The sequence below is a fragment of the Paracoccus sp. L-17 genome (assembly GCF_056857655.1).
On the sequence record NZ_JBSXNM010000046.1, the window covers coordinates 200,487 to 215,980 of the forward strand.

Consider the following 15,494-nt stretch of genomic DNA (forward strand, 5'->3'; position numbering starts at 1 on the left):
CACGGACCCGGCCGGGGAAAGGACGCATCATGACAAAACCGACGCTGGAAGCCTGGCGCAGGCTGGCCGAGAAGGAATTGAAGGGCCGCGACCCCGACGAACTGGTCTGGGACACGCTGGAGGGAATTCCGGTCAAGCCGCTTTATACCCAGGCCGATACGGCGAATTTGCCGCATATGGGCAGCCTGCCGGGGATCGCGCCCTTCACCCGCGGCCCGCGTGCGACGATGTATGCGGGACGGCCCTGGACGATCCGGCAATATGCGGGCTTTTCCACGGCCGAGGAATCGAACGCCTTCTATCGCCGCAATCTGGCGGCTGGCCAGCAGGGCGTATCGGTCGCCTTCGATCTGGCCACCCACCGCGGCTATGACAGCGACCATCCCCGCGTCGAGGGCGATGTCGGCAAGGCGGGCGTGGCCATCGATTCGGTCGAGGACATGAAGATCCTGTTCGATGGCATCCCGCTGGATCAGGTCAGCGTGTCGATGACGATGAACGGCGCGGTGATCCCGATCCTGGCCAGCTTCATCGTCGCGGGCGAGGAACAGGGCCATGACAAATCCGCGCTGTCCGGCACCATCCAGAACGACATCCTGAAGGAATTCATGGTGCGGAACACCTATATCTATCCGCCCGAACCCTCGATGCGGATCATCGCGGACATCATCGAATATACCGCAGACGAAATGCCGCGCTTCAACAGCATCTCGATTTCCGGCTATCACATGCAAGAGGCCGGCGCGAACCTGGTGCAGGAACTGGCCTATACGCTGGCCGACGGGCGCGAATACGTCCGCGCGGCCCTGTCGGCCGGGATGGATGTCGACAAGTTCGCCGGCCGGCTGTCCTTCTTCTTCGCCATCGGAATGAACTTCTTCATGGAGATCGCCAAGCTGCGCGCCGCGCGTCTGCTGTGGCATCGTATCATGTCGGAATTCGGGGCGAAGAAGGACAGCAGCCTGATGCTGCGCACGCATTGCCAGACTTCGGGCGTCAGCCTTCAGGAACAGGATCCCTACAACAACGTGGTCCGCACGGCCTATGAGGCAATGTCGGCGGCGTTGGGCGGCACGCAGTCGCTGCATACCAACGCGCTGGACGAGGCCATCGCCCTGCCCACCGATTTCAGCGCCCGGATCGCGCGGAACACGCAGCTTGTCCTGCAGGAGGAAACCGGCATCACCCATGTCGTCGATCCGCTGGCCGGCAGCTACTATGTCGAAAGCCTCACTGCGGAACTGGCCCGAAAGGCCTGGGCGCTGATCGAGGAGGTCGAGGAAATGGGCGGCATGACCAGGGCCGTCGCATCCGGCATGCCCAAGCTGCGGATCGAGGAAACCGCCGCCCGGCGTCAGGCGCTGATCGACCGGGGCGAGGACGTGATCGTGGGTGTGAACAAATACCGCAAGGATCGCGAGGATCCGATCGAGATTCTGGATGTGGACAACGTGAAGGTCCGCGACAGCCAGATCGCGCGGCTGGAACGGATCCGCGCCAGCCGCGATCAGGCGGCCTGCGACGCGGCGCTGGCCGAGGTGACGCGTCGCGCGGCCGGCAGCGGCAATCTGCTGGCGGCCGCCATCGAGGCCGCCCGCGCCAGAGCCACGGTGGGGGAAATCAGCATGGCCATGGAAAAGGAATTCGGGCGCCATCGCGCCGAGGTGAAGATGCTGGCCGGGGTCTATGGCGCGGCCTACGAGGGTGACGAAGGTTTCGCCGCGATCCAGCAAGACGTGGAAACCTTCGCCGAACAAGAGGGCCGGCGCCCGCGCATGCTGGTCGTCAAGATGGGTCAGGACGGACATGACCGTGGCGCCAAGGTGATCGCCACCGCCTTCGCTGATATCGGCTTCGATGTCGATGTCGGCCCCCTGTTCCAGACCCCGGAAGAGGCGGCCCAGGACGCAGTGGACAATGACGTGCACGTGGTGGGCATTTCATCCCAGGCCGCGGGCCACAAGACGCTGGCACCCAGACTGATCGAGGCGCTGAAGGCACAGGGCGCGGGCGATATCCTGGTGGTCTGCGGCGGGGTCATCCCGCAGCAGGATTACGATTTCCTGAAGAATGCCGGGGTCAAGGCGATCTTCGGTCCCGGCACCAACATCCCCGCCGCCGCCGCCGATATCCTGCGCCTGATCCGCGCGGCCCGTGCCGCCTGAATGCGCCCCGCGACGGCCGGCGGCCCAAGAACCGCCCGCCCCCGCCGCTGCCGGCGGCGCCACGGCAGGCTTTCTTTCCGCCGCAGGGAGGGGGCAGACAGCCCCCGCCGGCCCCGCTAGAACGGGCGCATGAGCCTGCCCCGCGCGCCCGATCGATTATCCGACGAGATGGCCCTGGCCATCGGCCACGCCGTCTCGGGCTTCGGCTTTCTGGAAGAGGCGCTGAAACGGGCGATCTTCTCGTTGACACGCCAGGGACTGGGCGAGGATGCGACCGAAAGCGCGCTGGAGAAATGGCTGCGGCGGATGGAAGAGATCGCCGACGATTCGCTGGGCACGCTGATCGACAGTTTCGTCGCCGCGACGAACCGCGCCGGGATCGAGGACAGGCAGGCGCTGGCCGGGACGCTGAGCGAGCTTCGGCTGCGGCGGAACCTGCTGTGCCATGCCTCCTGGCGGCCCGGCGATCGGCCGGGCTACTGGCATCCCACCTTCATCAACACGCGCGGCGAACGCTATCCGGACGACATGAATCCGCAGGATGTCCGCGACATCCATGCCGCGACGCTGCAGGCCGCGCGGCGGATCGTGTCGATCATGCGCGCGACCGGAATCGACGGCGAATGGGCCGGCCATCGGGACGAGGATTGAGGCCCTGTCGCGATCCACGCCGGCCGGCGTGCGGTGATAACGGCTTTCCCGCGTTGCAACGCCGCCCCTGCCGCGCTAACACGCCGCGAAATCGCGACAACAAGAGGCTTCCATGTCGTCCCCCCTGCGCCTGGGCATTGCCGGGCTGGGCACCGTCGGGATCGGTGTCGTCAAGATCGTGCAGAAACATGCCGAACTGCTGGGCCGCCGGACCGGCCGGGCGGTGACGATCACCGCGGTCAGCGCGCGCGACCGGATGAAGAACCGCGACGCCGATCTGTCGGCCTATCGCTGGGAGGACGACCCCAATGCCGTCGCGACCGCCGATGACGTGGACGTTTATGTCGAACTGGTCGGTGGCGAGAATGGCGTCGCCAGAGACAGCATCGAGGCGGCGCTGCGCGCGGGCAAGGATGTCGTCACCGCCAACAAGGCGCTGCTGGCCGTCCACGGGCAGGCGCTGGCGGAACTGGCCGAAAGCCTGGGTCGGGTGATCCGCTTCGAGGCGGCGGTCGCGGGCGGCATTCCGGTCATCAAGGCGGTGACGGAATCGCTGGCCGGCAACGAACTGCGCCGGGTGATGGGCGTCATGAACGGCACCTGCAACTACATCCTGACCCGGATGGAAAGCGCGGGCCTGCCCTACGAGGCGGTCTTCGAAGAGGCCCGGCAACTGGGCTATCTGGAGGCCGATCCGACGCTGGACGTGGGCGGCATCGACGCCAGCCACAAGCTGGCCATCCTGTCCTCGATCGCTTTCGGCACCCGGATCGATTTCGGCGCCGTCGAGATCGAGGGAATCGAGCGCGTCAGCATCGACGACATCCGCCGCGCGGCCGACATGGGCTATCGCATCAAGCTGCTGGGCGTGGCGCAGATGACGCCGCGCGGCCTGGAACAGCGCATGGCGCCCTGCCTGGTGCCGGCGGAAAGCCCGCTGGGCCAGTTGATGGGCGGCACCAACATGGTCGTGGTCGAGGGCGACAGCGTCGGCCAGATCGTTCTGCGCGGCGCCGGTGCCGGCGAAGGCCCGACCGCCAGCGCGGTCCTGTCCGACGTGGTCGAGATCGCGCGCGGTGTCCGGATGCCGGTCTTCGGCCAGCCCGCCGCCGCGCTGCAACGGGCCAAGCCCGCCCGCACGGCGGTGCCCGCGGCCTATTACATGCGGCTGGAATTGCAGGACAAGCCCGGCGCGCTGGCCAAGGTGGCGACGGTTCTCGGCGATGCCGGAATCTCGATCGACCGGATGCGTCAATACGGCCAGCACAGCGACAGCAGCGTGCCGGTGCTGGTCGTAACCCACAAGACGACGCCCGAGGCCATCGACTACGCGATCGAAGCACTGCCGCGCACCGGCGTGCTTGTCAGCGACCCCGTGGAACTGCGGATCGAGGAAGTCTGAGCAAACCGGACCGGCCCCCTTGCACCTGGGCCGCAGCGCGCTAGGCTGGATGGCGGCAGTTCCGGGAACGAAATCCATGTCGGACCTTTTCCTCCGCCTCGACTGGGCCAGCGCCCGCGGCCGCGATCAGCAAAGCCTGATCGAGGACGAATTTCGGGCCGAACGCGCCTCGTCCCTGGGCATGGCGGGCAGACGGCTCGAGCGCGCGCTGGCGGCGCTGGAAGACTGCGACGATGCAGGCCGGGAAAACCTGATCGAGCCCGCGGCCCGCGCCGCGTGGGAATTCATGGTCACGCGCGAAATGGCGGGCCTGCGCGACTGGCCCTCGGTCGCGCGGCAATACCGGATTCCGCGCTCGGTGCTGCTGCGCATGGGGGCCGCTCCGTCGAAATGCGGACCCGATCCCCGGCGGTGATCAGCTTCCCGCGATGACGCGGACGTAATTCATCGTCTCGCGATAGGGCGGCACGCCGTTATACTTCGCCACCGCCGCCGGCCCGGCATTATAGGCCGCAAGCGCCAGCCGCCAATTGCCGAACTGGTTGTACATCATGCGCAGATAGCGTGCCCCGCCTTGCAGATTCTGCACCGGATCAAGCGGATTCACCCCCAGTTTGGCCGCCGTGCCGGGCATCAGCTGCGCCAACCCGGTCGCCCCCTTGCGCGAGCGGGCGCGCGGGTTCCAGCCCGATTCCTGCTGCACGAGACGCAGGAAAAGATCCTCGGGCACACCATATTTGCGGGCCGCCGCGCGGGCATGGGGGATATAGTCGCTGCTTCTGCCACGATAGGCCGGGATACGGTTGGACAACTGGATGTCGGCGATACCGCGATCCTTGCCGCCGGGCTGAAGCCGCGCCGATTCCTGATACTGACCGGCCAGTCGCGAATCCATCAGCCGCGTCTGGCGCGCGAATTGTTCGGCCCGCGACTTCGAGGAACTGCCCGACAGGCGCAGGCCCTCGGCCGAAACCGGAACCGCGAGCGCCGTCATCAGCAGCGCGCACAGCCCCGCCTTCATGCTTGAGATGATCCTCATGCCTTCGCCCTCGTTCATGTTCTTGGCTTTTCCGGCGACTATACAGCAAACCGCCCTTTCCGCCAGCCGCGGCACCCCGACGGTTCCGGGCCCGAACGCGGTCGGCGGGAACTCGCCGATTGCACTGAGGCCGCGGGCTGGATAGACCGATGTCGAAGCGACACGAAAGCAGGGAATCCGCGTCATGGCAGGCAGCGTCAACAAGGTCATCCTGATCGGCAATCTGGGCCGCGATCCCGAGATCCGCACCTTCCAGAACGGCGGCAAGGTGGCGAACCTCCGCATCGCCACCTCGGAACAATGGAAGGACCGCAACAGCGGCGAGCGCCGGGAAAAGACCGAATGGCATTCGGTCGCGATCATGTCCGAAGGGCTGGTCGGCGTGGTCGAGCGGTTCCTGAAGAAGGGCAGCAAGGTCTATATCGAGGGCCAGCTGGAAACCCGCAAATGGCAGGACCAGTCCGGGCAGGACCGCTACACGACCGAAATCGTCCTGCGCGGGTTCAACGGCACCTTGCAGATGCTGGATGGACGCGGCGAAGGCGGCGGCGCGGGCGGCGGCGGCTATGACGAAGGTCGCGGCGGCGGCTATTCGGGCGGCGGCGGCGACAGCGCCCCTTCGGCCGGCGGCGGGCGCAGCGACTACGACGACGAAATCCCGTTCTGAGACCGGAACAGGGCGAATCGGCCGGGCGGTCCCTTCGGGCCGACCGTTGTCATGTCCGGCCGCCGGCGCGAAGGTTGCGCGGCTCGCCAATCCGGCCTTTTGCAAATTGCGCGTTCCGGCCACGATCTTTGCAGATGATCCCTGGCTTGCAATACCGTCTTTCGCGGCGTTTCTGACCGTCCATGTCGATCCGTCATCCGGGATCGCGCGAGATGGGAGGAACCGAACATGGATGTCACGACACGGGATCTGGACCCGCCCCGGGGCTTCGAGAGGCTGGTCCTGGCCGAGGCGCCCGAGGCCGGTCTGCGGGCGCTGATCTGTCTTCATTCGACGGTGCTGGGCCCCGCGGCCGGAGGCTGCCGGATGTGGCCCTATGCCAGTGATGCCGAGGCGATCGCTGATGTGACGCGGCTCGCGGCCGGGATGACATCGAAGAACGCGATGGCCGGGCTGGGGCTGGGCGGCGGCAAGGCGGTCATCATCGGCGACGCGCGACGCGACAAGTCACCTGCGATGATGCGTGCCTTCGGCCGCGCGGTCGAGACCCTGGGCGGCCTCTACTATACCGCAGAAGACGTCGGCGTGTCGCCCGACGACATGGCCCTGGCCGCGCAAGAGACGCGCTATGCCGTCGGATTGTCGCAGGGCTCGGGCGATCCCTCGCCCTGGACAGCCGAGGGTGTGTTCCGCTGTCTTCGGGTCGGCGCGCGGCACGTCTTTGGCAGCGACGATCTGGCCGGGCGCCGGGTGCTGGTCCAGGGGCTGGGTCATGTCGGGCTGTCTCTGGCCGAAAAACTGCATCGGGCAGGCGCGGACCTGATCGTCACCGACATCCACGCACCGGCGCTGGCCGATGCCGGCAAGCGGCTGGGGGCCCGGATCTGCGCGGCGGGCGCGGTCTTCGATCAGCCGGCCGAGATCCTTGCGCCCTGCGCCCTGGGCGGCGTGCTGACGCCGGATGCCGCCGACAGGCTGCAAGCGCGGCTGATCTGCGGCGCGGCCAACAACCAGCTTGCGACGCCCGGCATCGCGGCCCGACTGCACCGGCGCGGCGTCGTCTATCTGCCCGACTACGTCGTCAATGCCGGCGGGATCATCAGCGTCGCCAGCGAAATCCACGGACAGGACGACGCCTGGCGGCAGTCCCGCCTTGAGGCCATCGCCGGGCGGATGCAGACGCTGCTGCAACGCGCCGAGGCCGAGGATCGCACCACGACCGATCTTGCCGATGACATGGTGCGGGCGATCCTGGCGGGCCGCGAAGTCGTCTGACGCCGCGTCCCGGCGCAGGCTGGCGCGGCTTCGCCCCCCGGCTTGCCGACCGTGCCCGCCGTTTCGCCGTCGGGACCGGCGCCCCCACTACCCGTCGCGGGATTCGCGCAACAATTGGCGCAGCAGATCGCCCGGAACCTGGTCGCAGACGAAAGCCGCGCCGATATCGCGGGCCAGGACAAAGCGAAGCCGCCCGTCCAGCACCTTCTTGTCCTGCCCCATCAGCGCGACCAGCGCCGCATCATCGGGCAGATCGCCCGGAATGTCCGACAGGCGCGCGGGCATCCCCATCTGCCGCAGATGCTGGGCCACCCGCGATGGCGCCTCCTGGCTGCACAGCCCCATCCGCGCCGACAGATCGAAGGCCAACGCGCAGCCGATCGCCACCCCCTCGCCATGCAGCAACCGGCCGGAATATCCGGTCGCGGCTTCCAGCGCGTGTCCGAAGGTGTGGCCCAGGTTCAAAAGCGCGCGCTCACCCTGCTCGGTCTCGTCGCGGCTGACGATGGCGGCCTTCATCGCCACCGAATGGGCCACCGCGTGTTGCCGTGCCGCCGGATCGGATCGCAGCCGCGACGCATTCTTTTCGAGCCAGGCGAAGAAATCCGCGTCCCCCAGCAGCCCGTATTTCGCCACCTCGCCATAGCCGGCCAGAAAATCGCGCGTCTCCAGGCTGTCCAGCAGCGCGATATCGGCCAAGACCAGCGCCGGCTGGTGGAAGGCGCCGATCAGGTTCTTGCCATGGGCGGAGTTGATACCGGTCTTGCCGCCGACACTGCTGTCGACCTGCGCCAGCAACGACGTCGGGACCTGGACGAAGCGCACTCCGCGCCGAAGGATCGCGGCCGCGAAACCCACCAGATCGCCGATCACGCCGCCGCCGAACGCGACCACCATATCGCGTCGTTCGATCCGGTTTTCCAGCAGCCATTCCACCACGCGGGTCAGGTGCGGCCAGCTTTTGGTGCCCTCGCCCGCCGGCAGCACCAGCGCCTCGCAGGCGATGCCCGCCGCCGAGAGCGCGTCGCGAAACGTCGCCAGGTGCAGTCGCGCGACATTTTCGTCGGTGACGACGGCCAGACGCGGGCGGATCAGCAGCGGCGCGATCTCGGCCCCCGCGCGTCTGATCAGACCCGCACCGATGCGCACCTCGTAGGCACGCGCGCCCAGCGGCACATGAACGGCAACAGGGTCTTCGGCGACAGTCATTTCGTCTCCTGCAAAAGGTCGGCATCGGCGTGGCGGATCGCCTGCAACAGCCGGGTCGCGGATTGTTCGATGCTGTCGCCCGAGCGGACCCGAAAGTCCAGGTCCGCCATCGCATAGACCGGTGCGCGCTGCGCCAGCAGATGCTCCAGCGTGCCCTTGGGATCGGCGGTCTGCAACAACGGCCGGGTCGCGCGTTGCCGCACCCGATGCCACAGGATCTCCAGATCGCAATTCAGCCAGACCGACATGGCCCGCCGGCGGATCATCTCGCGATTGCGCGCCTGCATCCAGGCCCCGCCCCCGGTCGAGATCACGCCCGGTCCCTGACCCAGGATTCGCGCGATGACCTGTGATTCGCGGTCGCGGAAGAAGGCCTCGCCGTCGCGGGCGAAGATTTCCGAGATGGTCATCGCCGCGGCGGCCTCGATCTCGGTATCGGAATCGGTGAAGGGCACGCGCAGACGGCGGGCCAGTTCATGGCCCACGGCGGTTTTGCCCGCCCCCATCATGCCGATCAGCAGAATATGCCGACCCAGACGCTGCGCCATTCCCGTCTCCCCTGTTCTGGGCTGACTGAATGGCGTGATCTTTCGGAAATTGCCATATATATTCAGGCCGAGCGGGCGAAAGACCGGCCGAAAGACACGAAATTTCACGGCGAGCGAGGCAAGATTCGATGCGGTTGATCAAGGTTCTGGTGGTGCTGATTCTGGCGGCTCTGTTCGGGCTGGTCGGTTACGCCTATTTCGGCGACATGCAGGCCGACCGACAGGAAGTCCGCAAACCGATCCCGACCATGGGCGGTTCCGGTGACTAGAGACCTTTCCTTTCGCCTGATGCGCGGCGCGACCCTGGCGCTGATGCTGGGCCTGCCTGCCGCCGCCCAGCAACAGCCCCTGTCGGCAAGCGACTGGCTGTCGGGCAGCCTGAAGGCGCCGCCGCGCGAAAGTTCGTCCTGGCGGCCGGGGCAGAAACCGCCGCCCGGTGTGGAAGGCGCGGCCGGAAATCCGCGCCCGGTGGCCCCTTCCGGCTCGGTCGGGCAGGTTCAGGTGACGCGGCTTGGCCATGGCGATCCGGATGCGGCGGGCACGCAATCGCCGCGCCGCGCGGGTCTGCCCGCCGATCTGTGGCAGGGCAGCGCGACGGCCGATCTGCTGGATCCGATCCGACAGACGCCCGCGCGCCTGCCGGCGATGACCGCGCTGATGCTGCGCCTGCTGACCGCGCAATTGCCGCCGCCGATCCCCGGGCCCGCCGATGCTCCGGCCGATACCGATAGCGGTGCCGATACCGGTGCCGGCCCGGCTGCCGTGGAAAGCGGGCAACTGCTGCTGGCGCGGGCCGACAGATTGCTGGACATGGGCGCGCTGGACCGGGCCCAGGCGCTGCTGATGGCGACGGGCGCGGGCGATCCGCAGATCTTTCGCCGCCTGTTCGATATCGCGCTGCTCGAGGGCGACGAGAGCCGCGCCTGCGACATCATGAACACCACGCCCGGCATCGCGCCCAGCTTTGCCGCGCGCATCTTCTGCCTGGCCCAGACCGGCGACTGGGCCGCCGCCGCGATCAGCCTGAGCGGGGCCGAACGCCTGCGTCTGATTTCCGCCGATCAGGCGCTGCTGATGCAGCATTTCCTTGACGATACCTTCGTCGATAGCGGCGAGGTGCTGGAACCGTCGCAGCCGATGACGCCGCTGAATTTCCGCATCTTCGAGGCGATCGGCCAGCCGCTGCCCAGCCTGGGCCTGCCCATCGCCTTCGCCCAGTCCGACCTGCGCGCCAATAATGGCTGGAAGACGCGCCTGGAAGCGGCCGAGCGTCTGGCCCGGATCGGCGCCATCGACCCCGGTCGTCTGCGCGCGATCTATGCCGAACAGAAACCCCCGGCTTCGGGCGGGGTCTGGGAACGCGCCGGGGCCATGCGCACGCTTGAGGCGGCCCTGGCACAGGGCGATCCCGCCGCCGCCCTGCCGGCGGCCTTCGATCAGTTCCGCGCGGCCGGCATGGCGGATGTGCTGGCCGCGATGGTGGCCGACGAATTGCCGCCGAACCTGGAAGGCCGCGCGGGCGAGGTCGCGAGCTGGCTGCGCCAATGGCAAGGCCTGCCCGCCGCGACGCCACTGCCGACCGATCCCGTGCTTCTAAGCGGTCAGACCCCGCCTCCGGCCCAACGGCGCGGCGAGGCGCTGCTGGCCGCGATGGCCGATATCGATGCCGGACTTGATGGTGATCTGGCCCGCGCCGGGCGCGGGCTGGCGGTCTTGCGCGGACTGGGCCTCGAGGCGGATGCCGATCTTGCCGCCGCGCAGCTTTCGCTGCTGCCGGTGATGACGAAAGCGCCGCAATGACGCCCGATTACCGCGCCATCTCGGCCTTTCTGGACGCCCAGGCCGCCGAAGCCGGGGCCGCGCGCAATACGCTGCTGGCCTATGGCCGCGATCTGCGCGATCTGTCCGACTGGCTGGCCCGGCGCGAATCCTCTCTGGCGCTACTGGGTCGCGAAACGATCGAAAGCTATCTCGCCCATTGCGACGCCCAGGGCCTGTCGCGGGCCACGCGCGCAAGGCGGCTGTCCTCGATCCGCCAGTTCACCCGCTTTGCCCTGGAAGAGGGTTGGCGCCAGGACGACCCGGCCATCCGCATCACCGGTCCCGGCCGCGCCCACCGCCTGCCCGCGACGCTGGACCGGGCCGAGATCGAGGCCATGCTTCGGGTCGCCCCCGAGATCGGCCGGACCCGGACTGATCGGACCCGCAACCGGTGCCTGATCGAGCTGCTCTATGCCACCGGAATGCGCGTCAGTGAACTGGTCGCGCTGCCGGTCGCGTCCTGCCGGGGCGATCCTGCCGTGCTGCTGATCCGGGGCAAGGGCGGCAAGGAACGCATGGTCCCGCTGACCGGACCGGCCAGGACGGCGCTTGCGGAATGGCTGCGGATCCGCGATCGGGCCGACAGGTCCAGCCCGCTGGGCCGGGCGATTGCCGACAAAGGCGCGCGCTGGCTGTTTCCCGCCCCCGGCGCCGCCGGTCATCTGCCGAGGCAGGGCCTTGGGCGCATCCTGAACGACATGGCTGCCCGGGCGGGCGTCGATCCGTCCCGCGTGACGCCGCATGTGATCCGCCATGCCTTTGCCACCCATCTGCTGGAGGGTGGCGCCGATCTGCGCAGCATCCAGTCCCTTCTGGGCCATGCCGATCTGGGCACCACCGAAATCTATACCCATGTGCTGGACGAGCGGATGCGCGATCTGGTGCTGAACCATCATCCGCTGGCCGGCGTTCCGGCGCCGGACGACTCCCTTCCCGCCAACCAGGACCGACAGGACCATGGACGACCCTCCGATTAGTTTCGACGCCGCCATCTGGCTGACCGCCGCCGCCATCGTGGTCCTGCTGGCCCTGTCCGCCTTCTTCTCGGGATCCGAGACCGCGCTGACGGCCGCCAGCCGGTCCAAGCTTCGCTCGCGCGCCGATCGCGGCGATGCGGGCGCGATCGCCGCGCTGAACGTGACCGAGGACAGCGAAAAGCTGATCGGCGCGATCCTTCTGGGCAACAATGTCGTCAACATCCTCTCGGCCAGCCTCGCCACGGCCATGTTCACGCGGCTTCTGGGATCCAGCGGCGTCGCCATTGCCACGCTGGTGATGACGGTCCTGGTGCTGATCTTCGCCGAGGTGATGCCCAAGACCTACGCGATCTCCGGCCCCGAGACGCTTGCCAGCCGGGTCGCCCGGCCGATCCGCTGGGTCACGCGGGCCCTGTCGCCCATCGTGGCCATCGTGCGCATGATCGTGCGCGGCATCCTGTCTGCTTTCGGGCTGAAGACCGATCCCGGATCCCACATGTTTTCGGTGCAAGAGGAAATCGCCGGCGCCCTGTCCATCGGCCACGCCGCGGGCGCAGTTCAGAAAGAGGATCGCGACCGGCTGCTGGGCGCGCTGGATCTGGGCAACCGCACCGTCGAAGAGATCATGCTGCACCGCTCGCAGATCCAGATGATCGACGCCGAACTGGCCCCCAGCGAAATCCTGGACCGGGTGCTGGCCAGCCCGCACACGCGGCTGCCGGTCTACAAGACCGAACGCGAGAACGTGGTGGGCGTGGTCCATGCCAAGGATCTGCTGCGCGCCGTCAACCGCGCCGTGCGCGAGGCCGGGGACGCGGCGGCGGCGCGGAACTTCGACGTCATGGCGGTGGCGATGCAGCCCTATTTCATCCCCGACACCACGGCGCTGGACGAACAGATGCGCGAATTCCTGAAGCGCCGCACGCATTTTGCGCTGGTCGTGGACGAATATGGCACCCTGCGCGGCCTGATCACGCTGGAGGATATCCTGGAAGAAATCGTGGGCGAGATCGCGGATGAACACGACACCGAGGCCGACCAGACCCTGACGCCCAATGCGCAGGGCGATTACACGGTGGATGGCGGCATGACCATCCGCGACCTGAACCGCCAACTGGACTGGAACCTGCCCGATGACGAGGCCAATACCGTCGCGGGTCTGGTCATCCACATGGCGCAATCGATTCCGGAACAGGGCCAGGTCTTTTCGTTCCACGGCTACCGGTTCGAGGTCGTCACCCGTCGCGAAAACCGCATCACCCGCCTGCGCATCCGCCCACTGGCCAACGGCGCGGCCACCAAGGAGTAGGCCGGGCCTTGCCCGTGGCGCCGTTTCCGGGCCGTCTGTCGGCGCCACCGCCCGAAACGCGAAAGGGGCGGCCCGCCCGACCGCCCCCTTGCAATTCTTTCAGCCGCCTTACTGGCTGTCGCTTTTCGCGTCTCCGATCGGCAGGGCGACAAAACGGGGCTCGCCCTCGCGGCGGATCAGCACCAGCACGGATTTCCGGCCGGCCTTGCGGGCGTCATCGATCCGGGCCTTCAGATCGGCGATGCTGGCGACCGGCTGCTGGCTGGCCTCGGTGATGACGTCACCGGCGGCCAGTCCCTTGTCGGCGGCAACGCCTTCGGGATCGAGTGCCTCGATCAGCAAACCCTTGGTGCTGGGATCGGCGCCAAGCTGGGATGCGATTTCGGGCGTCAGGGGCACCAGGCTCATTCCCAGCATTTCCTGATTGCCACCCTGGTCCGGCGTCGCGCCGCCATCGGCGTTGTTGCCGCCCACGGCGGTCTCGCGCCGACCCAGCGTCACCGACAGGGTCTTCTCGCCGTCGCCGCGCTGGACGACGACCTCGACCGCCTGGCCCGACGGCGCCTCGGCCACGCGCTTGACCAAGCCGCGCGTATCCTCGACCGGCTGACCGTCGAAGCTGGTGATCACGTCGCCTGCCTTCATCCCGGCATCCTTGGCCGGCCCGTCAGGCACATCGGTGACCATCGCACCGCGATCGGCCTTCAGTCCAAGCGCCTCGGCCATGTCTGGGGTCACGTCCTGGATCTTGACGCCCAGCCAGCCGCGACGGGTCTCGCCATATTCCTGAAGCTGGTTAATGACTTCGCTGACCACGTTGGAAGCCATCGAGAAACCGATCCCGATCGAGCCGCCGTTGGGCGACAGGATCGCGGTGTTCACGCCAATGACCTCGCCATCCATGTTGAACAGCGGACCCCCGGAATTGCCCCGGTTGATCGCCGCGTCGGTCTGGAGAAAATCGTCATAGGTGCCCGACAATTCGCGATTCCGCGCCGAGACGATCCCGGTCGAGGCCGAGAACCCCTGCCCCAGCGGGTTGCCGAGGGCCATGACCCAGTCGCCCACGCGGGCCTTGTCGGAATCGCCGAACTTCACGAAGGGCAGCGCGCTGTCGCTGTTCACCTTCAGCAGCGCCAGGTCGGTATTGGGATCGGTCCCCACCACCTTGGCGGGCAAGGTCTTGCCGGAATATAGCTCGATCTCGATCTCGTCGGCGCCGTCGATGACGTGGTTGTTGGTCACGATGAAGCCGTCGGCGGAAATCACGAAGCCCGAACCCAGTGAATTCGATCGCTGCGGCATCTGCCGGCGCGGCTGACCGTGCTGCCCGGGCTGGCCGGGTTCGCTAGGCTGGCCCTGAAAGCCGAAATCGCGGAAAAGTTCGGAAAACGGGCTGCCTTCGGGAAAGGTCGGCCCGCCGGCCGGCTGGGTCACGACCGAGGTCGTGGTGATGTTGACGACGGCGGGGGCGACCTTCTCGACCAGATCGGCAAAGCCGCCGGGCATCATCTGCGACGATTGCTGCGGCGAAACCGTCGTGTCCAGAGGCTTGTTGTTGTTCGCCGCTTCCTGCGCCTGCTGGCTGACTTGCGGCGAGACGTCGGAGTTGCTCTGCTGCGCGCCGGCCACGCCAAGGCCTATGGTCAGCGCCAGGGCAGAGGCGGTCAGAAGATGCTTGGGGGAAGGCGTTTTCATTATGGATGTCCTCTTGATTCAATCACTGCGCCGGGGCGAGGCCGTCCCGGAACTCGACTGAATACAAACGGGATCCGCCTCCGAGTTGCAAATAAACCACGCTCTCGCAAAGTGAACTGATCGTGACATTTGTTTCAACATCCCGCGTCCCCGTTCCATCCGCGCAATCCTGCACCGATTCTGCCGATGATACCAGAAATCCGTGGCGCCATGCCGGGGAAGGAAACGGACCGGGCGCTGCCCGGTCCGGTCGCTGCCGCTGGGCGCGAAGCCGCGCGGCACGCGCGGCGGGAACGCGAAGGGGGATCCGGGACCGGCGTCGAGCGGAAACGAAAAAAGGGCGAATGCCGCACGGCATCCGCCCCGTCCTTCTCTGTCGCCGCCACCCGGCCTCAATTGCCGCCGGTCGTGTCCCCCGCGGTTCCGTTCCGGGGCCGCGCTGTATCGGAACTGCCGCCAGCCTCGGGCGCCGGATCGGCGGCGGGCGTCTGTTCGGCGGGTGCCGCGGCGGGTGCCGGCGTCTGCGGTTGAGACGATTGCCCGGCCCCGCCGGCGGAAGCGTCACCAGCCCCCGGGGTCGTTTCGGGCGCCGCTGTCTGGCCAGCGGGCTGATCGGCGGTCGCCGAGCCCCCGGTCATGGGGCGGACCACCTCGGACGGCCTTTCGGGCGGGGTGGCCAGGCTTTCGGGAACCGGTGTCAGCTTGACGCCCGCGCTTTCGCCCAGGGGCTTGC

Annotated in this window: 14 protein-coding genes; 10 read left to right on the forward strand and 4 right to left on the reverse strand. The window is 67.7% G+C overall.

Going from position 1 to position 15,494, the window contains the following annotated elements:
* Positions 1–29: 29 nt before the first annotated feature.
* The 4 genes from scpA (at position 30) to AC13CR_RS17880 (ending at position 4,633) form a co-directional block, all read left to right on the forward strand.
* On the forward strand, positions 30–2,165 hold the full coding sequence (gene scpA / locus AC13CR_RS17865; protein ID WP_482900928.1) for a methylmalonyl-CoA mutase: 2,136 nt from the start codon (positions 30–32) through the stop codon (positions 2,163–2,165).
* Positions 2,166–2,294: 129 nt separating this feature from the next.
* Complete coding sequence (locus tag AC13CR_RS17870; protein WP_292952584.1) at positions 2,295–2,816, forward strand: hypothetical protein; 522 nt, start codon at positions 2,295–2,297, stop codon at positions 2,814–2,816.
* Between the two features lie 112 nt (positions 2,817–2,928).
* Positions 2,929–4,218: a homoserine dehydrogenase gene (locus AC13CR_RS17875; RefSeq protein ID WP_292977953.1), complete on the forward strand. Its 1,290-nt coding sequence runs from the start codon at positions 2,929–2,931 to the stop codon at positions 4,216–4,218.
* A gap of 76 nt (positions 4,219–4,294) precedes the next feature.
* A complete protein-coding gene (locus tag AC13CR_RS17880) occupies positions 4,295–4,633 on the forward strand; it encodes a DUF6665 family protein (protein ID WP_292952577.1) in 339 nt (112 codons plus the stop codon).
* Here the strand turns inward: AC13CR_RS17880 and AC13CR_RS17885 are convergent, their stop codons facing one another.
* Positions 4,634–5,257: a lytic transglycosylase domain-containing protein gene (locus AC13CR_RS17885; RefSeq protein WP_446232193.1), complete on the reverse strand. Its 624-nt coding sequence runs from the start codon at positions 5,255–5,257 to the stop codon at positions 4,634–4,636.
* 184 nt (positions 5,258–5,441) lie between these two features.
* On the opposite strand from AC13CR_RS17885, the gene ssb reads away from it, so the two are divergent.
* On the forward strand, positions 5,442–5,924 hold the full coding sequence (ssb, locus tag AC13CR_RS17890; RefSeq protein ID WP_292952574.1) for a single-stranded DNA-binding protein: 483 nt from the start codon (positions 5,442–5,444) through the stop codon (positions 5,922–5,924).
* 228 nt (positions 5,925–6,152) lie between these two features.
* Positions 6,153–7,199 (forward strand): Leu/Phe/Val dehydrogenase, encoded by a 1,047-nt coding sequence (locus tag AC13CR_RS17895; RefSeq protein WP_293766539.1) that lies wholly within the window; start codon positions 6,153–6,155, stop codon positions 7,197–7,199.
* 87 nt (positions 7,200–7,286) lie between these two features.
* Here AC13CR_RS17895 and aroB read toward each other — a convergent pair whose 3' ends face one another.
* Together aroB and AC13CR_RS17905 are read right to left on the reverse strand one after the other, a co-directional pair.
* The gene (aroB, locus tag AC13CR_RS17900; RefSeq protein WP_482900929.1) at positions 7,287–8,408 is read right to left on the reverse strand and encodes a 3-dehydroquinate synthase; all 1,122 of its coding nucleotides are present in this window, start codon (positions 8,406–8,408) and stop codon (positions 7,287–7,289) included.
* The gene (locus AC13CR_RS17905) at positions 8,405–8,956 is read right to left on the reverse strand and encodes a shikimate kinase (RefSeq protein WP_292952565.1); all 552 of its coding nucleotides are present in this window, start codon (positions 8,954–8,956) and stop codon (positions 8,405–8,407) included. Before AC13CR_RS17905 ends, aroB begins: the two co-directional genes overlap by 4 nt.
* Before the next feature lie 128 nt (positions 8,957–9,084).
* Between AC13CR_RS17905 and AC13CR_RS17910 the strand changes: the two genes are divergently transcribed.
* The 4 genes from AC13CR_RS17910 to AC13CR_RS17925 are packed head-to-tail and all read left to right on the forward strand — an operon-like array spanning position 9,085 to position 13,063.
* The gene (locus AC13CR_RS17910; RefSeq protein ID WP_292952562.1) at positions 9,085–9,225 is read left to right on the forward strand and encodes a hypothetical protein; all 141 of its coding nucleotides are present in this window, start codon (positions 9,085–9,087) and stop codon (positions 9,223–9,225) included.
* Complete coding sequence (locus AC13CR_RS17915; protein ID WP_292952559.1) at positions 9,218–10,756, forward strand: hypothetical protein; 1,539 nt, start codon at positions 9,218–9,220, stop codon at positions 10,754–10,756. Before AC13CR_RS17910 ends, AC13CR_RS17915 begins: the two co-directional genes overlap by 8 nt.
* A complete protein-coding gene (locus AC13CR_RS17920; protein ID WP_446233529.1) occupies positions 10,753–11,754 on the forward strand; it encodes a tyrosine recombinase in 1,002 nt (333 codons plus the stop codon). Before AC13CR_RS17915 ends, AC13CR_RS17920 begins: the two co-directional genes overlap by 4 nt.
* A complete protein-coding gene (locus tag AC13CR_RS17925) occupies positions 11,735–13,063 on the forward strand; it encodes an HlyC/CorC family transporter (RefSeq protein ID WP_292952553.1) in 1,329 nt (442 codons plus the stop codon). The genes AC13CR_RS17920 and AC13CR_RS17925 overlap by 20 nt, the downstream gene beginning before the upstream one ends.
* Before the next feature lie 108 nt (positions 13,064–13,171).
* Here AC13CR_RS17925 and AC13CR_RS17930 read toward each other — a convergent pair whose 3' ends face one another.
* Positions 13,172–14,761 (reverse strand): Do family serine endopeptidase, encoded by a 1,590-nt coding sequence (locus AC13CR_RS17930; RefSeq protein WP_446232620.1) that lies wholly within the window; start codon positions 14,759–14,761, stop codon positions 13,172–13,174.
* Positions 14,762–15,494 lie beyond the last annotated feature (733 nt).